The sequence below is a fragment of the Actinopolyspora alba genome, assembly GCF_900112765.1.
Taxonomy (GTDB): Bacteria; Actinomycetota; Actinomycetes; order Mycobacteriales; family Pseudonocardiaceae; genus Actinopolyspora; species Actinopolyspora alba.
In genome coordinates, this window is sequence record NZ_FOMZ01000007.1 from 258,476 (window position 1) to 278,788 (window position 20,313).

The 20,313-nt window shown below is 66.4% G+C and carries 15 protein-coding genes; 11 read left to right on the top strand and 4 right to left on the bottom strand.

Going from position 1 to position 20,313, the window contains the following annotated elements; all coding sequences use genetic code 11:
• Positions 1-188 precede the first annotated feature (188 nt).
• The gene (locus BM150_RS12665; protein ID WP_092927363.1) at positions 189-2,504 is read left to right on the top strand and encodes a RelA/SpoT family protein; all 2,316 of its coding nucleotides are present in this window, start codon (positions 189-191) and stop codon (positions 2,502-2,504) included.
• A gap of 261 nt (positions 2,505-2,765) precedes the next feature.
• Here BM150_RS12665 and BM150_RS12670 read toward each other — a convergent pair whose 3' ends face one another.
• On the bottom strand, positions 2,766-3,626 hold the full coding sequence (locus tag BM150_RS12670) for a peptidylprolyl isomerase (RefSeq protein ID WP_092927365.1): 861 nt from the start codon (positions 3,624-3,626) through the stop codon (positions 2,766-2,768).
• 229 nt (positions 3,627-3,855) lie between these two features.
• Here BM150_RS12670 and BM150_RS12675 point away from each other — a divergent pair, with 229 nt between their 5' ends.
• From BM150_RS12675 to BM150_RS12685, 3 genes are read left to right on the top strand one after another with little or no spacing between them, the layout of a single operon-like run.
• Entirely contained in the window at positions 3,856-4,539 is a 684-nt protein-coding gene (locus BM150_RS12675) for an MBL fold metallo-hydrolase (protein WP_092927367.1), read from the top strand.
• Positions 4,540-4,589: 50 nt separating this feature from the next.
• Positions 4,590-5,852: a histidine--tRNA ligase gene (gene hisS, locus BM150_RS12680; protein ID WP_092927369.1), complete on the top strand. Its 1,263-nt coding sequence runs from the start codon at positions 4,590-4,592 to the stop codon at positions 5,850-5,852.
• The gene (locus BM150_RS12685; protein WP_092927371.1) at positions 5,849-6,493 is read left to right on the top strand and encodes a hypothetical protein; all 645 of its coding nucleotides are present in this window, start codon (positions 5,849-5,851) and stop codon (positions 6,491-6,493) included. Before hisS ends, BM150_RS12685 begins: the two co-directional genes overlap by 4 nt.
• Before the next feature lie 53 nt (positions 6,494-6,546).
• Here the strand turns inward: BM150_RS12685 and BM150_RS12690 are convergent, their stop codons facing one another.
• Positions 6,547-7,944, bottom strand: coding sequence for a YibE/F family protein (locus tag BM150_RS12690; RefSeq protein WP_175496799.1), 1,398 nt, complete (start codon positions 7,942-7,944; stop codon positions 6,547-6,549).
• Between the two features lie 521 nt (positions 7,945-8,465).
• On the opposite strand from BM150_RS12690, the gene BM150_RS12695 reads away from it, so the two are divergent.
• From BM150_RS12695 to BM150_RS12705, 3 genes are all read left to right on the top strand, one after another.
• On the top strand, positions 8,466-9,260 hold the full coding sequence (locus tag BM150_RS12695; protein ID WP_245755463.1) for an AfsR/SARP family transcriptional regulator: 795 nt from the start codon (positions 8,466-8,468) through the stop codon (positions 9,258-9,260).
• 150 nt (positions 9,261-9,410) lie between these two features.
• A complete protein-coding gene (locus tag BM150_RS12700) occupies positions 9,411-10,523 on the top strand; it encodes an Rv2578c family radical SAM protein (protein WP_217641605.1) in 1,113 nt (370 codons plus the stop codon).
• 821 nt (positions 10,524-11,344) lie between these two features.
• Complete coding sequence (locus BM150_RS12705; RefSeq protein WP_245755464.1) at positions 11,345-12,085, top strand: AfsR/SARP family transcriptional regulator; 741 nt, start codon at positions 11,345-11,347, stop codon at positions 12,083-12,085.
• Between the two features lie 139 nt (positions 12,086-12,224).
• Here BM150_RS12705 and BM150_RS12710 read toward each other — a convergent pair whose 3' ends face one another.
• Entirely contained in the window at positions 12,225-13,295 is a 1,071-nt protein-coding gene (locus tag BM150_RS12710) for a hypothetical protein (RefSeq protein WP_092927373.1), read from the bottom strand.
• Between the two features lie 351 nt (positions 13,296-13,646).
• On the opposite strand from BM150_RS12710, the gene aspS reads away from it, so the two are divergent.
• Positions 13,647-15,455, top strand: a complete 1,809-nt coding sequence (gene aspS, locus BM150_RS12715) for an aspartate--tRNA ligase (protein ID WP_092927375.1) — start codon at positions 13,647-13,649, stop codon at positions 15,453-15,455.
• 351 nt (positions 15,456-15,806) lie between these two features.
• Here aspS and BM150_RS12720 read toward each other — a convergent pair whose 3' ends face one another.
• On the bottom strand, positions 15,807-16,022 hold the full coding sequence (locus BM150_RS12720; protein ID WP_092927377.1) for a hypothetical protein: 216 nt from the start codon (positions 16,020-16,022) through the stop codon (positions 15,807-15,809).
• A gap of 78 nt (positions 16,023-16,100) precedes the next feature.
• On the opposite strand from BM150_RS12720, the gene BM150_RS12725 reads away from it, so the two are divergent.
• From BM150_RS12725 to BM150_RS12740, 3 genes are all read left to right on the top strand, one after another.
• Positions 16,101-17,306: a phosphotransferase family protein gene (locus BM150_RS12725; RefSeq protein ID WP_092927379.1), complete on the top strand. Its 1,206-nt coding sequence runs from the start codon at positions 16,101-16,103 to the stop codon at positions 17,304-17,306.
• 559 nt (positions 17,307-17,865) lie between these two features.
• Entirely contained in the window at positions 17,866-18,249 is a 384-nt protein-coding gene (locus BM150_RS12730; RefSeq protein WP_139219521.1) for a hypothetical protein, read from the top strand.
• Between the two features lie 441 nt (positions 18,250-18,690).
• The gene (locus tag BM150_RS12740; protein ID WP_092927386.1) at positions 18,691-20,208 is read left to right on the top strand and encodes a SulP family inorganic anion transporter; all 1,518 of its coding nucleotides are present in this window, start codon (positions 18,691-18,693) and stop codon (positions 20,206-20,208) included.
• The last annotated feature ends 105 nt before the right edge of the window (positions 20,209-20,313 follow it).

Sequence of the window (20,313 nt, forward strand, 5' to 3'; positions counted from 1 at the left end):
ATCATCCGTGGTTTCGGCTCACAGCCGCGTCGGGACCGCTCGGCGCGGCGTCGCCCCTCCCGGGAAGGCGCACGGGGTTCGTAGCGTTATGCTCGATGTCCGGGTCGCCGCACCGAGCGCCACGGGCGTTCTCGCGTGCGGAGAACCGACCCGGGCCGAGCGGATCCTCGAACACCCGGGAGCGTGCTGTGAGCCAAGAAGTCGAGTCTCCCGCGAGCGGGGCGGACTCTGCCGCGCAGCGGCCCGCCTCGGCCACTCGGCGGGTTCGCGCGCGGTTGGCCCGGCGCATCACCGCGCAGCGTCCTACCCAGGTCAAGCAGGTCCTCGAGCCGTTGGCCTCGGTGCACCGCGAGATGCACCCGCAGGCCGATCTGGCGTTGCTGCAGTACGCCTACGACATCGCCGAGGAACAGCACAGCGACCAGCAGCGCAAGTCCGGCGATCCCTACATCACGCACCCGCTCGCGGTGGCGACCATCCTCGCCGAGCTGGGCATGGACACCACCACGCTGGTGGCCGCGTTGCTGCACGACACCGTCGAGGACACCGACTACCCGCTGGACCGGCTGCGGTCCGACTTCGGTGAGGAGGTCTCCCACCTCGTCGACGGCGTCACCAAGCTCGACAAGGTCAAGCTGGGAAACGCCGCCGAGGCCGAGACCATCCGCAAGATGGTCATCGCGATGGCCCGCGACCCCCGCGTCGTGGTGATCAAACTCGCCGATCGGTTGCACAACATGCGCACCATGCGGTTCCTGCCGCCGGAGAAGCAGGTGCGCAAGGCGCGCGAGACCCTGGAGGTGCTCGCCCCGCTGGCCCATCGGCTGGGCATGGCCACCATCAAGTGGGAGCTCGAGGACCTGGCCTTCGCGATCCTGCAGCCCAAGAAGTACGACGAGATCGTGCGGCTGGTGGCCAACCGCGCGCCCTCCAGGGACACCTACCTGCGCACCGTGGTCGACGAGTTGTCGTCGAACCTGGACGCGGCGCGGCTCTCCGCGAAGGTGGAGGGACGTCCCAAGCACTACTACTCGATCCACCAGAAGATGATCGTGCGGGGCCGCGACTTCGACGACATCCACGATCTGGTCGGAGTGCGCATCCTCGTCGACCAGGTGCGGGACTGCTACGCCGCGATGGGTGTGGTGCACGCGCTGTGGCAGCCGATGCCCGGCCGGTTCAAGGACTACATCGCCCAGCCCAAGTTCGGGGTGTACCAGTCGCTGCACACCACGGTGATCGGCCCCGAGGGCAAGCCGCTGGAAGTGCAGATCCGTACCGAGGAGATGCACCGTACCGCCGAGTACGGCATCGCGGCCCACTGGCGCTACAAGGAGACCAAGGCGCGCGGTCGAGGCGGCGCCGGTGTCGAGATCGACGAGATGGCCTGGATGCGCCAGCTGCTCGACTGGCAGCGGGAGGCCGCGGACCCAGGGGAGTTCCTGGAGTCGCTGCGTTACGATCTCAACACCAGAGAGATCTTCGTATTCACCCCCAAGGGTGACGTGATCACACTTCCGGCGGGATCGACGCCGGTCGACTTCGCCTACGCGGTGCATACCGAGGTGGGGCACCGCTGCATCGGATCCAGGGTCAACGGCAGACTCGTCGCGCTCGAACGCAAGCTGGAGAACGGCGAGGTCGTCGAGATCTTCACCTCCAAGGCCGAGGGATCCGGTCCGAGCAGGGACTGGCTTTCCTTCGTCGCCTCGCCGCGTGCCAAGACCAAGATCAAGCAGTGGTTCGCCAAGGAGCGGCGCGAGGAGGCGATCGAGTCCGGCAAGCAGGCCATCGCCAAGGAGCTGCGCAGGCTGGGGCTGCCGGTGCAGCGGCTGGTCTCGGCCGACTCCATCGGATCCGTGGCCAAGGAACTGCACTACACCGATGTGACCGCGTTGTACGCGGCGGTGGGGGAACGACAGGTCTCGGCGCACCACGTGGTGCAGCGGCTGGTCGCCTCGTTCGGCGGGGTGGAACAGGCCGAGGACGAGATCGCGGAACGCTCCACCCCCTCCACGGTGCAGCAGCAGCGCCGCAGCTCCGGCGATTCCGGTGTGCGGGTGGAGGGCGCCAACGCGGGTGAGGTCTGGGCGAAGCTCGCGCGTTGCTGCACCCCGGTGCCCGGTGACGAGATCCTCGGCTTCGTCACGCGCGGCGGTGGCGTCAGCGTGCACCGCACCGACTGCAACAACGCGGACGACCTGCGCTCCAAGCCCGAACGGTTGGTGGAGGTCTACTGGGCCCCGTCGAACTCCTCGGTGTTCCTGGTGGCCATCCAGGTCGAGGCGTTGGATCGGCACCGGTTGCTCTCGGACGTGACGAAGGTGCTGGCCGACGAGAAGGTCAACATCCTGTCCGCCTCGGTGACCACCTCCAAGGACCGCGTCGCGGTGAGCCGGTTCTCCTTCGAGATGGGCGATCCCAAGCACCTGGGACACGTCCTCAAGGCCGTGCGCAACATCGAGGGAGTGTACGACGTGTACCGCATGACCTCCGCGGCGTGACCGTTGTTCGATCCGGCTGCGTGGCGGTGCGGGTAGCGGAACCTCTCGCGGGCTCTCGCCGCGGGTCCGGAGACATCGAGTAGGTAGTCCTCGCTCAGCGGCGTGGCGATTTCGCGAGAAATTGACGCCCAGTTCGGCGGTGCGGCCCGGGCGGTGTCAATTTCGCGAGAAATCGCCGCCGCGCCACGCCCGCACGGGTGTTCCCCGGTACTCCGGCCCAGGGGTTCCGGGGCCGGAGTACCCGGATCGGGGTTTCCCGGATCAGGACTTCACGGTCACCTTCTCGAAGGTCACCTTCTTGTTCGGGTGGCCGCCACCCGCGCTCGAGAAGGCACCGTCGTGGCCCGCCCGCGCGACCTCGTCGACCACCTGCAGGCCCTCCTTCGACACGGTGCCGAACACCGTGTAGTTGGACTGCAGCGGTGCCTCGCCGTACACGATGAAGAACTGGCTGCCGTTGGTGTCGGCACCCGAGTTGGCCATCGCCAGGTACCCGCGTCCGTACTGGATGTCGGAGTAGGTCTCGTCGTCGAACTGGTATCCGGGACCGCCGGTGCCCTTGCCCGTCGGGTCACCGCACTGCAGCATCTGCAGCCCCGAGGTGGAGATGCGGTGACAGGGGGTGTCGTTGTAGAACCCGGACTCGGCCAGGTGAACGAAGCTGTTGACCGTGCAGGGGGCCAGCGAGCGGTCCAACGTGATCGGGATGGTGCCCACGTTCGCCTCGATCGTGGCCTGCACGGTTCCCTGCGAGGAGACCTCGCCGTCCTCGGGGGGCTCCACCGGCTTGGCGGGCTCCCCCTTCGAACGGTAGGTGCAGGAGACCTGGTTCGGCAGCGGTTCGGGGCGGCTCGGAGCGGGTGCGAGTTCGGTCGGTATGGATATCTGTTCCGAGTTCGACTGTTCGGAGGTCGTCGTGGAGCTCGGTGGAGCACTCGCGGCGTTGTCGCCTCCTTCGGCCGTACGGGTGAGGAAGTAAACCCCCACCACGGCCGCGATCACCACGACGATCGTGGTGGTCACCGCCACGGTCCTGCGTTTGCGGGCTTGCTCCTCCCTGCGGGCGAGCTGACGCTCGAGCTTGCTCTTGGCCGCCTGGCGACGTTGTTCGTTGCTGGACACCTGTTCCCACTCCGCGGTCGGGGTCGGTCGGCTTCGTCCCGAGGAAACAACACGGGATCACGTTTTCGGGGAGTGTAGAACGGCCCGGTGTGCGAAAACTGTGAGACCGCACGACTAGGCTGGGAGCACTGCAGTGATCCGGGTGGCCCGTCGGCCAGTGGTGCGGCAGGTTCTTACACGCCGCGGGCCCCCGGTCGCACGTCCCCGAACGCTGAAGAGGTAGCACTCCGTGCTTGTTGTTGGTTTCCCCGTCGGACAGCTCCAGGCGAACTGCTACGTGCTCGCACCGCACGAGGGCGGCGACTGCGTAGTGGTGGACCCGGGCCAGGATGCCGTCGAGCCGGTGCGCAAGCAGCTGGACGAACACGGGCTCACCCCCGTGGGCGTGTTGTTGACGCACGGCCATTTCGACCACGTGTTCTCCGCCGGGGAACTTTGCGAGGCCTACGGGATACCAGCCTGGGTGCATCCCGAGGACCGCTACATGCTCGCCGACCCCGGTGCCGCGCTCGGTCCGGAGGGAAGCCAGCTGTTCGAGGGTGTCCCGGTGAACGTGCCGGAGGACGTGCGCGAACTCTCCGGCGAGACCGTGCTGAACCTGGCGGGCATGGAGTTCGACGTGCGGCCCGCTCCCGGCCACACGGGTGGTTCGGTGCTGTTCGGGACCGGCACGGCGGAAGGCGGTCGACTGCTGCTGACCGGCGACACGCTGTTCGCCGGAGCCATCGGTCGCACCGACCTGCCCGGCGGTGACCACGAACGGATGCTGCGCACACTTCGGAACGAGATCCTGCCGCGTCCCGACGACACGGCCGTGCTCCCGGGACACGGCTCCACCACGACCATCGGCCGTGAGCGCGAGAGCAACCCCTTCCTGCGGGGGCTCGCCGCATCCGGCGAAGCGGCCGACTGACCGTCCTCGACAACCAGCACCAGGACCGACGAGACCAGAAGAAGCCAACGATGAGCACGTTTGCCGCCCCCAAGGGCATCCCCGAGTACTACCCCCCGGAATCGGCACGATTCCTCGCGGTGCGCGACACCCTGGGCGAAGCCGCTCGCCGCGCCGGGTACGGCTACATCGAGCTGCCGGTGTTCGAGGACACCGCGCTGTTCGCACGCGGTGTGGGTGAGTCCACCGACGTGGTCAGCAAGGAAATGTACACCTTCCCCGACCAGGGCGGACGTTCGATCACGCTGCGCCCCGAGGGCACCGCGGGTGTGATCAGGTCGGTCATCGAACACGGCCTCGACCGGGGCCAGCTGCCGCTCAAGCTGTACTACAGCGGGGCGTTCTTCCGGTACGAGCGGCCGCAGGCCGGCCGCTACCGACAACTGCAGCAGGTGGGCGTGGAGGCCATCGGCGTGGACGATCCGGCGCTGGACGCCGAGGTGATCGCCGTGGCCGATGAGGGCTACCGCAGGTTGGGACTGACCGGGCACCGCATCGAGCTCACCTCGCTGGGCGACAGCACGTGCCGGCCGGAGTACCGGGCCAAGTTGCAGGAGTTCCTGCGCGGGTTGCCGCTGGACGAGGAGACGCGTCGTCGGGTGGAGCTCAACCCGCTGCGGGTGCTCGACGACAAACGCCCGGAAGTCCGCGAGATGGTCGCCGACGCCCCGCTGATGGCCGACAACCTCTCCGATCAGGCCGCCGAGCACTACGAGCGGGTCAAGGCGCACCTGCGTGACCTCGATGTCCCCTTCACCGAGAATCCCAGGCTGGTCAGGGGGTTGGACTACTACACCAAGACCACCTTCGAGTTCGTGCACGACGGGCTCGGTGCGCAGTCCGGCATCGGCGGCGGCGGTCGGTACGACGGGTTGATGGCCGATCTCGGCGGCGCGGAGCTCTCCGGCGTGGGATTCGGACTCGGCCTGGACCGCACCATGCTCGCCTGCGAGGTGGAGGGAGTGCAGCCCGGTGACCAGTCCCGTTGCGACATCTACTGCGTACCGCTCGGCGAACAGGCCAAGCGTCGGCTGGTGGCGCTGGCCGGTCAGCTGCGGCACGCGGGCATCAGGGTGGAGATCGCCTACGGCGGCAAGGGGCTGAAGGGGGCGATGAAGGCGGCCGACCGTTCCGGTGCCCGCTACGCGCTGGTCCTGGGAGAACGGGATCTGGCCGAGGACTCGGCGCAGCTGAAGGACCTTTCCGGCGGGCAGCAGGAGAGCGTACCGCTTTCCTCGGTGGTCGAGAAGGCGCGGACGGTGCTCTCCGGATGAGCGAGGAACAGTCCCAGGAAAGCGTGACGCTGGATCTGCTCGATCGTCGCGTCGTCCGCAGGCGGGCGATCAGTGTCGCCGTCGCCGCTGTCGTGATCGGCGCGGCCATCGGTGGCATCGCGGGGCTGTTCGCGGGGGCGGCCGGTTTCTTCGTCCCGTTGGTCGTGCTGGCGCTGCCGCTGCTGCTGATGGCCTACAGCGAGGCGCGCAAGACTTACTGGCTGCGTGGCACCGAAGTGGCGGCACGCGCCTTCGGCACGCGCCGGGTCGACCTGTCGACGGCCACCGCGCTGGACGTGCTGATCACCGATATCCGCGGCACCCGCACGATCAGTCTGGTCGTAACCGGGCCGCCCCGGCATCGCACGTTGAACGTGGCGCTGGCGATGTACGCGGGTACCGGCGGGAAGGAACTCGGTGTCTACGCGCTGCGGCGGCTGGCCGACACGTTGGCCGGTACCGGAGACACCCGTGCGCTGGTGCTCTCGGAACTGATCGTGGCACAGCTCAAGGCCGAGGCACGCGGTGACGCGGCGGCGGACCGGCCGCTCTACAAGTTGGCCTCCGCTGTCCCCGGAGGCGGGGTTGCCCGGCGAGTGGCCAACACCGACGTGGCGAAGTTCGTCGCCATGCTGGACTGAGCGGGCGGGACGTGCCGCTCGCCCCGAACTGGCGGGGAACCGGTGGCGGGCTCTCAGTGGCGCGAGCGGGACCCGCGGCGGGATCTCGCCGCCCCGAGCACGGCACGGGTGGATCCCGCCGCGGCGGCTCGGTGCACCACGTCGAGCACTCCGGAGGTGTCCGCTCGCCGCTCCTGGGAGTGCGCCGCGGAGTCGTCCTCCCGCCGTCCGCCGCTCTCGCTCAGCACCACCGTCGCGGCGATGGCGGTGGTCAGCGGGACGGCGGCGATCAGGCCCAGGCTGCCCACCAGGGTTCGCACGATTTCCTGGGCCACGTCCTGTGTGGTGGTGATGTCCCCCAACGACTGGCCGGACAGCTTGTAGGTCAACAGCAGCGGGAGTGCCGTTCCCGCGTAGGCCAGCACGAGCGTGTTGACCGAGGACGCCACGTGGTCCCGACCGATTCGCAGCGCGGCCGAGTACAGCTCCCGCCAACGCATCCGGGGATTGGCGTGGTGCAGTTCCCACACCGCGCTGGTCTGCGTGACGGTGACGTCGTCGAGCACTCCCAGCGCCCCGATCACGACTCCGGCCAGCAGCAGTCCCCGCGCGTCGATGTCGTGGCCCAGGGCGCTTATCAGGGACGAGGTGGACTCGTCCAGTCCGGTCAGTCGGGTCAGCGCGGCGAACCCCGCGCTGAGCAGGCCGATCAGGCTCAGACTCGCCAGGGTGCCCAGCACGGCGGTCGATGTTCGTGCCGAGACGCCGTGCGTCGCGTAGAGCACGCAGAACATGATCAGTCCGGCGGCCACCACGGCGACCAGCAGTGGGTCGGCCCCGGAGAGGATGGCGGGAAGCACGAACCCGAGCAGTACGGTCAGCGTCAACGTCAGCGCCAGCAGGGAGGCGGCTCCCTTGCGACGTCCCAGTGCGATCACCGACGCGGCGAACAGGCCGACCAGCACCAGCAGCCAGCCACCCCGCTGGTAGTCCACTATCCGGTACGAGGTGGACTCGCGTGGTGAGTCGCCGGAGTAGGAGAGCACGATCTCGTCGCCCACGCCGAACTCGGGGGTGGTCGGCTCGTCGGGTACTCGTTGTTCGATCGTGCGCCCTGAGGCGGGGCCATCGTGCAGTTCGACGCGAAGCAGCACGCAGTTTCCCGCGCCTCCGGTGCCCTGTCCGGACGTCCCGCCCGTGGTGCAGGAGGCGGCGTGTGCCGCTACCACGACACCGTCCACCGGGTTGCGGGTGAAGCCCGGTTTCGCCTCCGGGGCGGAGTGCTGTCCGAAGGGATACAGCAGTACCGCACCGATCACGGCCGCCAGCGCGAAAGGCGTCAGCACCGCGGCGAGCAGCCGCCGGGTGCGTCGGGAGGCGGTCGGAGCGGGATGGCCGTGGCCGTGACCGTGGCCGTGTCCGGCGGGGGGAGCGTTCGTGATGCCGCTGGCGGAATCTTCGGGTGACGGCACCGAATCATGGTACGACCGTCCGTCTCCCCGACTTCCGCCGCTTCCGTGCCGGTCGTTGTAAGTGGTGTGTCAGCCGCCGGTCAGCTAGCCGTGTCCTCATGGAGGAGGATCAACGGAAGTCGAGTGAAGGACACGTCATGGGAGTCAACGAGAGTGCTCGTTCCCCCGAGGACCGGTGTCTTCGTCGTTTTCGGGGGTTTGTCCGCGAGTGGTGGATGTTTCTCCTTGTATCGGTCAGAACAACGCGAGGCTGTGTTCTGGCGGCTTTCACGTTTTTCTCGATGGATATATCAAACTTCTTATTTGATCGGAGAGGTTCACCCGTTCGGAGGATAAGGCTGCCACTCGGGGCGTGTAGTATCGATGTCAAGATACTAATTCTCGAGTTTTCGGTGTTGCTGTTGGAATGTTTTCGTGTCGAGGGTAGGGGCAGTCAATCATTTGGCGTGCGGATCGCCGGGATGTTTGCGCGGGTTCCGTTGTGTGGTTTTCCGGTTTATTTTTCGGGGTCGGTGAAATAATTGATCAAATTCAGGATTCTCGGGTCCGTCGAGATGTGTGATCAAGAAGGAAATTCCGTGGATATCTCTGGGTTGCAGCGTCGGGCGCTCTTCGCTCTGCTGCTTCTCAACGCCGGAAAAACGGTAAGCTGTGAGCAACTCATAAGTGAGTTGTGGCCTTCGGGGGTACCTTCGTGCGGTGGCAACGCCTTGCAGGCGCACATGACGCGGTTGCGTCGTGACCTGGAGCGTTGTTTCGGTGCCGAGGAGGCCGCGCTTCGACTTCCCGGAAGTCGTTCCGGATATTCGGTTCACGTCGATCCGGGTGAGCTCGATCTGGAAGTTTTCAATACGCTGCGTTCCAGGGCGCGGGAGATCTCCGAAAGCGATCCGGCCGAAGCGGCCGACATGCTGCGACGGGCTCTGGCCCTGTGGCGTGGTCCGGCTCTGTACGACGTTCGCGACCGTACCTCCTGCCTTTACGCCGCCGCGCTGCAGGAGGAGGAGCACTATGCTCTGACGCTTGAGGAGTTGGTGGAACTCGACCTCGGGCAGGGAAAACATGAACAGCTGATCGGCTGGTTGAAAGCGCTGACCGAGCGGTATCCCTACCGTGAGAAATTCTTCGAACAACTGATCGTCGCTCTTGGTCGAACCGGGCGCAAGGTCGAGGCCGCTTCCCTGTTCCGCAGAATGCGGTCAGAAATGGTGGAGCAGTTCGGGGTGGATCCTTCGACCAGGCTCAGCAGGGCCGTTCAACGCATGCTGGAGGATGATCTCGTCGTCGAAGGGGACTTCCGCTCCGTCGAACTGTGACCGTCGGGTGCTCAGCGGTCTCCGACCTGATCACATATGTCGTCCTGCGGGGCGTGCTCCTGATTCCGATGGTGTCGGAACTCGTTCCGGTGCGCCGGGCTGGTTGCCCGTCGGCTGGACAGCTGTTCGAATAAGTGTTCGAATGGGGCTGTGCGTTGGGAGAAACAGCGGATCACTCCGCCGAACAGTCCTTCGGGGGAAGCGGGTTCCGCCGCCGATATCGCAGGTGAGACGGCCGAGTTGGACCTGGGGCTGTCACCGGAGGCGTCGTGGAGCGGTGACCGCCGGGTCGGTGCGGGCCTGCGACTGCCCGAGCCGGTGCCGATCGAGGCGGGTACGGAGGACGCCTACGCCATCGAGATCCGGGCGAAGTCGATCATCAACCGGGTGCCGGGTGAGTCCGGTGTTCCGTTCGAGTGGACCCTGAATCCCTACCGGGGGTGTGGGCACGCGTGTCGTTACTGCTTCGCGCGCAACACTCACACCTATCTCGATCTGGACAGCGGACACGACTTCGACAGCAAGATCGTGGTCAAGGTCAACGCGGGGCAACTGCTGCGTCGTGAGCTGGCGAGCCCGAAGTGGCGCGGTGATCCCGTGGCGATGGGAACCAACACCGATCCCTATCAGCGTGCCGAAGGGCGTTACGCATTGATGCGGGACATCCTCACCGCGCTGACCGAGCGTGCCAACCCGTTCTCGATCCTCACGAAATCGACGCTGATTCTGCGCGACCTCGATCTCATCGAGTCGGCGGCGGCTGTCACCGACGTTTCGATCGCGGTATCCATCGGTTCGCTGGACGAAGGACTCTGGCGAACGGTCGAGCCGGGTACTCCCGCCCCCGCCCGGCGGTTGGAAGTGGTCCGGCGGTTCGCCGAGTCCGGGATCGGTTGTTCGGTGTTGCTGGCCCCGATCCTTCCCGGACTCAGCGACTCCTGGGAGCACATCGACCGTACGGTGGGTGCACTGGTCGAGGCCGGTGCGAAAAGCATCACTCCGTTGCCGCTCCATCTACGCCCCGGTGCCCGCGAGTGGTACCGCGCCTGGTTGCAACGCGCGTACCCGTCGTTGGTTCCGCTCTACGCGCGGCTGTACCGCGACAGCGCCTACGCCCCGGAGTCCTACCGGCGAGAAGTGGTGGAGCTGGTGGAACAGGCCTGTCGCGCGCACGGGATGCACCGCGAATCCTCCAGCGGGGCGCGCGATACCCCGAAACGCGCCGCTTCCGAAACCGCGAACGAGCAGCTTTCGTTGCTTTGAGTTTCCGATCCGCGAATACCGGCGTCATGGTGGTCGTTTTGCCGGCGCGGAAACGGATCCTCGACAGTGTCGGTTGGCAGCGCGGCGTCATCCCGATGTCGGCTCGGTTCGCGGGAGGATGTGGTGGAAAGCCGTTTCGACACGAGGGTGGAGCGGTGCCCCGGCCCCGTTCCTCGGCGGTTTCGTCGCACCGCGGGTAGGCGATCGACTCCGTCGCTCACTGTCTCGGCTTGGGTTGAGCTCTCCCACGAGAAAACAGCACTTGCGGTTTTTTGTCGGTGTTTTCGGTGTTGATTTCCTCGGAGAGCGCTGACGTGTCGCTTGTGGTGGTCCGCTTCGGTGAAGATCCCGTGGTCCCGTCGGGAATTGATCGCGGGAAGGGGCTGTCCACGTCGTCGAGTCGATTCCGGTGTGGACTTTTTCGGCGTAATGCTATCCGCTTGGTGGAATATTCCGGTCATGGTGGAATATTCCGTAGGGGTTTGCCTCACGCATTTGGGGGATGGCCCTTTGATCGTTCCGTTCGTAGTATTCATTTCGCTCGATGTCCGTTTAGAGTAAAATAACTGCATTACAGTACTATCGGTGTGGATAGTCCAAAACGGATTCCCGCGGTGAAGAGGCACCCGATACCCACCGCTATGCAGGGCGTAGTCGCCAACCCCACCTCGGAGTTCAGGTGCCGTCGTGTCGTCACTTCGGCAAAAATCCGCGGTCAACGGTGTGTTCGCGGCCCGTTGATCACCTTCGATCGGAGTTAGCTGATGATCCGATTCCGAGTCCTCGGGCAGGTACGGATGTATGACGACGAAAATCGACCGATGGAGGTTCCCGGGCTGCAGCGAAGAACCGTGCTGGCGGTGTTGCTGCTCAGCTCCGGACAGGTGGTTCCTCGCGAGCAACTCGTCGAACAGCTCTGGCCCGACGGTCCGCCGCGGGGAGCGACGAACGCGCTGCAAGCACACATCGCGCGGCTGCGCCGCGACATGGACCGCTGCTTCGGTGCCGGAAACGGAGCCTGCCGGTTGTCCACCAGCGACCTCGGCTACGCACTGCGCCTCGAGCAGGGCGAACTCGACCTGGAGGTGTTCGAGACGTTACGACTCACCGCGCGCCAGATCGCCGAGGCCGACCCGTCGGCAGCCACGGACATGCTGCAGCAGGCGATCGAGCTCTGGCGGGGCCCTGCCCTGGCCGAGGTCAGACAACGCGGCGAACGTCTCTACGCCGCCGCCGTGCAGGCCGAGGAGCACTACGTACTGGCTCTGGAGGAGTTCGTCGAACTCAACCTGGAACGTGGTCACTACGACTGGGTGATCGGTCGGTTGAAGGCGCTGACGGCGCAGTATCCCTACCGGGAGCGACTGTTCGAACAGTTGATCATCGCGCTCGGCAGGACCGGACGTCGTGCCGAGGCGGCCGCGCTGTTCCGGAGGACCCGTTCGGAGATGGTCAACGAGTTCGGGCTCGAACCCTCGGCCGAACTCAATCGTGCCGTCCAGTTCGTGCTGGACGACGGTGCGGACGAGTCCGGTCGTAGTTCGGAACGCGGAGCTCGGTAATCGAACCCGGCGGCTGGACTTCGTCGACTTCTTGCCGGGGTGAGCCGCTCGGCTCTGCCTCCCGCCGGTTCTGGCCGGGGAGGCCCGGGTATCGCCTTGCACGAACTCGGACCTCCGCCGCGCGAGCGCGTTACGCGCCTCATCTGAGTCGTTGTGCCAGTGCCGCGGGGGGTCGGCTTGCGAGAGCGGGAACTCCGCTGGGCCTCGGCGTCGGCTGAACGGGTTGCCATCTCACGCAGAACGCGCCGAGACCGAAGTCCAGTGCCACGGCGTGGGTGCGTCCGCGCGGATCGATCGACATCGGCTTGGCGGTCCCCAGCTCCGAACCGTCCGGCCGGGCGGTGAAGCTCTCGCAGTGTGCGGGTGGATTGTCCGGGTCGAACCACAGCTCCACCAGATACTCCCGCACGGGGAGCCGGAACCTGCGCGAATAGGTGTGGTCCTGTTCGGTCCCCACCAGACCGTTCGGGCCGTGGGTGATCTCGTACTCCAGTAGCGCGGTCTCGCCCTTTTCGAGGCAGTGGTCGAACAGCAGTTCCGCCGCGACCACCCCGTTGCGGTGGTCCGAGAGCGTCTGGCCGAGGGTGCAGCCGTGCGAGGCGTTGATGTTGGGCGGCGCCACGCCGCTGCCCGCGTTGTCGAAGACGGTCACCCAGCGATCCACCCCGTTGCGCTCCGCCTGGACCAGCTGTCGTACCCGCAGGCTCCGTTGCTTGCCGGCTGAGTCGATCTCGAGCACGTCGTGCTGGCTCAGCCGGGTCAGGTGACCGTCCGCGCTGGTGTCCAGTCTGCTGAGCAGACCGGCGGCCGAGGCGTTGTCGGACCAGAGCGTGGCCAGCGTCGGCGCCGAGGGTTCCTCCCGGTTGCGGCCCCTCGGCTTCGGTGGTCCCAACAGCGCCGACAGCGCGCCGTCCGGTACCCCGAGCACGTCCTCCAGCTCGCGCAGCGCCACCAGCGAGTCCGGCCGCTCCGGCCTGCGACGTCCGGATTGCCAGTAACTCAGCGCGGTGATGCTCACCGGCGTGCCTCTGGCACGCAGTCGATGCTGAATGCGCTCCAGGCTGAGTCTGCTCGAACGGATCGCGGCTCGCAGCGCGACGTCGAACGGGCCGGTCCGCAGCAGCTTGGACAGCTCAGGGGACAGCTGTCGGTGCTCGTGTCCGGTTAACGGGGATGCTGTGGAGGGTGTTCGGGTGCGGGGGACGACCATTACCACTCCTCGTGCTTGCTGACCTCCCGCGGAACGCTAATTGCACTGATCACGTTCGTGCAACGAGATTGCGGGAATTCGACGTCCCCGGGGGATGAACGTTACCGATTCGGTCGCGGCGGTGACGTTTTTCCGCGGTGTTGTCGCGGGCGCGGTTCGCGCCGTGCGGGAAATGATCGCCGAATGCTTCGTCCCTTCTCGCTCGTGGCGACATTCGGGTGCTCCTCGCCGGACCGCGTGGTCGGGGGGTGACCCGAAACCTGGTGCACGGTCGACGGCCGGCGTTGGCTAACCTGGAGTGGTCCCGCTCCGGACGACCACCCGTTTCACACCCTAAGGAGATCAGCAGCCGTGATGCGCACGCACGAGGCCGGCTCGCTCCGTGCCGACCAAGCCGGGCAGTCCGTCACCCTCGCCGGATGGGTGGCGCGTCGCCGTGATCACGGTGGAGTGATCTTCATCGATCTGCGTGATGCCTCGGGAGTTGCTCAGGTGGTCTTCCGCGAGGGCGAGATGGCAGAGCGCGCCCACCGGTTGCGCGCCGAGTTCTGCGTCCGCGTCACCGGGGAGATCTCGCTCCGGCCTGAGGGCAACGAGAACCCGGAGATCGCGACGGGCGCCATCGAGGTGACCGCCACCGACCTCGAAGTCCTCTCCGAATCGGCTCCGCTGCCTTTCCCGGTGGACGAACATCTCGACGTGGGCGAGGATGTTCGGCTGCGGCACCGCTATCTGGATCTGCGCCGTTCCGGGCCCGCGAAGGCGATCAGGATGCGCAGCGAGGCCAACCGCATCGCGCGTGAGGTGCTGCACGGTCGCGAGTTCGTCGAGGTGGAGACCCCCACGATGACGCGCTCCACTCCGGAGGGCGCCCGTGACTTCCTCATCCCGGCGCGGCTGCAGCCCGGCAGCTGGTACGCGCTGCCACAGTCACCGCAGCTGTTCAAGCAGCTGCTGATGGTCGGTGGTCTGGAGCGTTACTTCCAGATCGCCCGCTGCTACCGCGACGAGGACTTCCGCGCCGACCGCCAGCCGGAGTTCACCCAGCTCGACATCGAGATGAGCTTCGTCGACGCCGAGGACGTCATCGACATCAGCGAGCGGGTGATCCGTGCGCTGTGGCGCGAACTGGCCGACCACGAGATTCCCGCTCCGATCCCCCGGTTGCCCTACGCCGAGGCGATGGCGCGCTACGGGACGGACAAACCGGACCTGCGGTTCGGTGTCGAGCTCACCGAGCTGACCGACTACTTCCGCGACACTCCCTTCCGGGTGTTCCAGGCTCCCTACGTCGGCGCCGTGGTCATGCCGGGTGGGGCCGATCAGCCCCGCAGGCAGCTGGATGCCTGGCAGGAGTGGGCCAAGCAGCGCGGCGCGAAGGGGCTGGCCTACGTGCTGATCGGTGCCGACGGCACGCTGTCCGGTCCGGTGGCCAAGAACCTCTCCGAGCAGGAGCGTGACGGGCTGGCCAAGGCAGTCGGCGCTTCTCCCGGTGACTGCGTGTTCTTCGCGGCCGGGCAGCCCGCCCCGTCGCGTGCGCTGCTCGGCGCGGTCCGGCTGGAGATCGCCGAGAACTGCGGACTCGTCGATCACGACGCCTGGTCGTTCGTGTGGATCGTCGACGCCCCCATGTTCGAGTCCGTCGCCGACAGCGACGACGTCGCCGTCGGTGCTGGCCGCTACACCGCTGTGCACCACCCTTTCACCGCGCCGGTGCCGGAGTGGTCCGACAGCTTCGAACAGAACCCGGAGAAGGCTCTGGCCAGCGCCTACGATCTCGTGTGCAACGGTAACGAGATCGGCGGTGGTTCCGTCCGTATCCATCGCTGGGAGACGCAACAGCGGGTGTTCGACGTGCTCGGCATCTCCAAGGAGGAGGCCGACGAGAAGTTCGGCTTCCTGCTGGAGGCGTTCCGGTACGGCCCGCCGCCGCACGGTGGGGTGGCCTTCGGTTGGGACCGCATCTGCATGCTGCTGAGCGGCGCGGAATCGCTGCGTGACGTCATCGCCTTCCCGAAGAGCGGTGGCGGGTTCGACCCGCTCACCGGTGCGCCCGCGCCGATCACCGCGGCGCAGCGCAAGGAGGCCGGGGTGGACGCCAAGCCCACCCGTCGTGGCGCCGGGGAAGCCGACCAGGCGGCGGGCTCGCGAAGCTCCTGACTCCGGTGAGTCCTCCCACGCGATCGTGGAGTGTTGATCTGTGTGGCCGCGTGTTGCTACCCTGAGTGCATGGTCGTAGCGGTGAGTCGTTTCGTGTCACCCGGCTTGGAACACGATCAGTCGAGCTCGGGGTGAGCACGGTCTCATCAGGTTGTCCGGCAGCGGAAGACGTTCTCCCCGACATCGGGACGTCGGGGAAGAACTCCCCGGCCCGGGCGGTTTCACAGCGTCAGCCGATGCTCCGATCGCGTGAAAACCCGTTACGTCTCCCGTGGCACCCGTCTACGGTCGGTGGCGGACTTCCGCCCGTTCACCGTTCGGAGTGCTTTCGTCTTTCGAGGCGTATTCATCTCACGGATCAGCCTGTTGTCGGTCTCCCTCCTGTTGTCCACGGGTGGACGGCAGGTGGCGCGCCGGGCAGTGACGAGTGAAGAACATCGTGCAACCACCGTGGTGATTGATTCGTCGTCGGAACGGGTAGTTCACCTCGGTGGCAAGGGTTGCCGAGCGCTCGGTGGCCGCGTAACCGTTGAGGGTGGTGTTCTTGTGGGTACCGTCGGTACGCAAGGCCGTTACCCGAGTCGGGTGTAACTTAACCGGTCAGGCCCGTGGAGCAGCGGGCGGTGGCGGTAGGGTCTGGAGACGATGAGCGTGGAAATCACCACCGGTCCGCCGGAGGTTCGTGTGCCCGCGAGTGCGGAGGTTACCGATACGCTCGGTACTGCCGAGACCGTGCTCACCCGGAGAATGGGGGCACCCGTCCGGCTCGCCGACCCGGAGGACCTGGGCGGTAGTGGCCGGTCGGTCGTGATGCGAGTTCGTGTCGCCGAGACACCGTTCGAGTTGCCGCGCACACTCGTGATCAAGCATTACGGAACGGTTCCCGGCAAGGGCCATTCGGATCCGTTCGCCCATGAGGCGGCGAGCTGTCAGCTGGCCACCGCGCTTCCACCGGAACTGCGCGTCGGGCCGGAACTGATCGCCCAGGACACCGAGAAGCGGCTGTTGGTTCTGGAGGACCTCGGCCGTGGCGCGAACCTGGCCGATGTGTTGTTCGCCGACGATCCGCGCGCCGCCGAGCGCTCGTTGTTGGCCTGGGCACGTGCGCTGGGCAGACTGCACACCTCGATGGCGGGCAGGGAGGCCGACTTCGACGCTCTGATGCGCAGGCTCGGGCTCGAGTCGTGGACCGATCCGGTCGCCGATGACATCCAGCGCTCGTTGCGGGAGCTTCCCGAACTGCTGGCCAACACGCTGGATCTCTCGTTGCCCGAGCAGGTGCGAGCACGGCTCGATTCCGCCGCCGGGCTGTTGGGCTCGACGAAGTACCGCTCCTTCAGCCCCTCCGACATCTGCCCGGACAACAGTCTGGTGACGGGCAACGGGGTGCGGTTTCTGGACTTCGAGTGGGCGTGTGTCCGTGACATCGCGCTGGATGCCGCCTACCTGCAATTCCCGTTCCCGTCCTCGTGGTGTTCCTACGCCATGCCCGCGGGGTTGGTGGACAACATGCTCGCCACCTGGCGTTCGGAGATCGTCGAGGTGTGGTCGGACCTGGACGACGACGCCGTGCTGATGCCCCGCCTGCTGGACGCGCAGCTGCTCTGGGTCTGGGTGTCGACCTGGTGGTTCCTACCGCGGGACGGGCAGTTGGACGGTCCCATCGACGCCCACATGCCCTCGCCGCGTCGAAGCACCGCTCTCGCTGATCGCTGGCAGCGCTTGGGCAAGGACGCCGAGGCCAACGATATGCCGGAGGTCGCCTCCTACGCGGAACGAATGGTCCAGGCGCTGGTGGAACGATTCGGTTCCGGAGCGCTGGAGCTGCGACCGTACCCGGCCTTTCGCTGAGCGCGACCACTCACGCGGCCAGCGGCCGCGTTTTCGTCCGTCACGGGTGGGAGAGGACTCTTGTCCGGGGCCGGTTCCGAACGGGAGCCGGCCGTACCGATGACCTCGTGCTCTCCCCCTCGTCCGTTTCCGGCGGGGGAATTCGTCCCCGACTTCCCGTGTCACCACGCCGCTCCGGGAAGACTGTAACGAGATCCTCGTGCGGCCGTCGTTCTCGGGGAATCGTCCCCGGAGAATCGTTCCCGGGTGCTGTTGTCCACATCGAGCGGGAAGCCACCGGAGATGTGGTCTTTTCGGATGTTCCTATTCCCTGAGACGCGCTTACTTGTGCGCTGTGTGATAACTTACACCCGAAGGTGGTATTGATTTTTCTGTCATCGCGCTGACCTGAGCAAATTTTCGTGTTTGTCGCGACCGCTGTCTCCTGTCGCGTTTTTCCACCTTTTCGGGCTACTTTCGGTTTACTCCGAGTACACATTTCTCGGGTAGTATCGGAAATGTCCGCTTCGGGTGGCGGACCGATACGTCCGGTCGGTAGTCGGAGGTAGCAGTGTCGGGGGTGACAGTGAAAGCCGGGATGAATTCGGCGCTGCGGGCGGCGTTGTTCCTGCTGTTCGCTGTGGTCCTCGTCGTGCTCTCCCCGCTGCACGCCGCCGGTGCCGTGGCACACGTCGGCAGGGTCGTCTCGGGGGAGTACAAAACCGAGCAGAGTGCTCCCTGCGAGAGCGAGAAACTCCGCAAGCGCCCCAGCGTGGCCGAACTCGGCAGGAGGATCGGACGGCGCACCGAGCGGTCGTGCAGCAGACGGAACCGCACGGCTCTCCCCGTCAGACAGCGCTTCGACGCCGCAGAAGACGCGAGAAACATTCGCAATGCGGTCGACTCGACTGTGAAGTGCAGATCAGCCCATTCCCAGGCGAGACTTCAGGTGTACCGCAGGTGATTCGTCAGCCGATTCGGTTCGACGGGGACCTGCGCTGCTCGCGAGGTCCCTCGCCTCGTCTTCGCGGCAGCGACGGTTGGAGTCGGGTTCACGTTCGGTTCGACTACCAGGCCGAGCTGTAGAACCTTCCAGTCCACAGGGCACAACGCTCGCGGGCACCCTCGCCGAATTCTTCTCGCATCGACGCGAGTCCGTTGGAAATCCATTCCGGGAAGCCGTCCGTGACACGGTTCTTTCGAGCGTTCTCCACTCCGGGAGAGCGTGGTTCGGAGGAACCAGCAGCGGTACGGACGGCGAGCCGATCGAGTGGTCCGAACACCCGATCGGGACTTCCGGAACGGATTCCCACTCGTACCAGCGACACATTTCGACCGACGACCCCTGCGGGCCCACGTGTGTCCGATCGCGGACACGGGCCTGTCGACCCTCACGGAGTAAATCGTGACCACACAACTCGAATCGCCCCGGCCCACCCGGCCGGGCTCTCTACGCGAACACATCCGCCGGAACAAGTCGGTGTTCGGCTTCGACCTGGGTGCTTCGCTCGTGGTCTTCCTGGTGGCGTTACCACTGTGCGTGGGCATCGCCGTCGCCTCCGGCGTGCCAGCCGAACTGGGCATCGTCACCGGCATCGTCGGCGGCATCGTCGTCGGCTGCATGCCGGGCAGCACCATGCAGGTCAGCGGACCCGCGGCAGGCCTGACCGTGCTGGTCGCGTCCACGATCGCCGATCACGGTCTCGCCGTGCTGGGCGTGGTCGTGCTCGGGGCGGGTCTGCTGCAGATTGCGATGGGGATGACCGGAATCGGTACCTGGTTCCGCGCGATCTCGCCCTCAGTGGTGCAGGGACTGCTGGCCGGGATCGGGCTCGTACTGATCCTCGGCCAGATCTATCCCATCGGAGGGTTGGACCAGCCCTCGCACACCGGTGCCAAGTTCGCCGGGCTGCCCGAACTGCTCCGGGCCGTGTTCACCACCCCCACGGGACGGGCCGGGGTCGCCATCGCGGTGGTGACGCTGCTCACCATGGTGCTGTGGGGTCGGTTGCCCCAACGCTTCCGGACCGTTCCCGCACCGTTGGTGGGAGTCACCGTCGCGTCGGCGCTCACCTACGCGCTCGGGTTTCCGCTGGAGACGATCGGGGTCGGTTCGCTGCTGGAAACCATCAATGTCACCACTCCCGGTGACTTCGGCGCGGTTACCAGCTTCGCGGTGCTCGGATCGATTCTGACCTTCGCGCTGATCGCTTCCGCGGAGAGCCTGTTCAGCGCGGCGGCGGTGGACCGGATGCACGACGGTCCCAAGACCCGCTACAACGCTGAGCTGGTGGCGCAGGGTACCGGGAACGCGGTTTGCGGAGTGCTCGGCGCGCTGCCGATGACCGCGGTGATCGTGCGCAGTACCGCCAACGTGCACGCGGGAGCGCGGACCAAACTCTCCCGTGTGCTGCACGGGTGCTGGCTCCTGCTGTTCGTGATGCTGCTTCCCCAGCTGCTCTCCTTCATTCCGCTGGCCACCCTCGGAGCGCTGTTGGTGCACGCGGGATGGAAACTGCTCGGGGTACGCCAGGTCGCCACCTTGATCCGGGAACAGCGTTCGGAGGCGTTCATCCTGCTGCTGACCGCTGGGACGATCCTGGCCACCGACCTGCTGATCGGTGTGCTCACCGGTATCGTGGCCGCGGTGATCAAGACTGCTTGGGAGGTTTCCGGGCTTTCCGTGGAGATCGAACACGACGAGAACCATGCCCGGGTGCGGTTGCACGGCAACGCCACGTTCCTGCGGTTGCCGCAGCTGCAGGACAGGCTGGAACAACTGCCGCACACCAGTAGCGCTCATGTCGACATGACGCCGCTGCGGCATCTGGACCGAGCCTGTCATCAGAGCATCGAGCACTGGGCGGAGCAGCGGCGCAAGAACTCCTGCGCCGTGGAGCTGGCCATGCCGGGCGCGCGCTGACAGCTCGATGCGCACTGGTCCTCGCCCGTGTTGTCACGGCGAGGACCAGCCACGAGTCGGACAAGCTACGACTCGGGCCAGCCACCAGCGGAACCGGTCACAGCG

Bases quoted from the DNA above. Each gene is read 5' to 3' on its own strand.
- BM150_RS12685 (WP_092927371.1), top strand. From the start codon at position 5,849: ATGAGCGAGGAACAGTCCCAGGAAAGCGTGACGCTGGATCTGCTCGAT.
- hisS (WP_092927369.1), top strand. From the start codon at position 4,590: ATGAGCACGTTTGCCGCCCCCAAGGGCATCCCCGAGTACTACCCCCCG.
- BM150_RS12705 (WP_245755464.1), top strand. From the start codon at position 11,345: ATGGAGGTTCCCGGGCTGCAGCGAAGAACCGTGCTGGCGGTGTTGCTG.
- BM150_RS12725 (WP_092927379.1), top strand. From the start codon at position 16,101: ATGAGCGTGGAAATCACCACCGGTCCGCCGGAGGTTCGTGTGCCCGCG.
- BM150_RS12710 (WP_092927373.1), bottom strand. From the start codon at position 13,295: ATGGTCGTCCCCCGCACCCGAACACCCTCCACAGCATCCCCGTTAACC.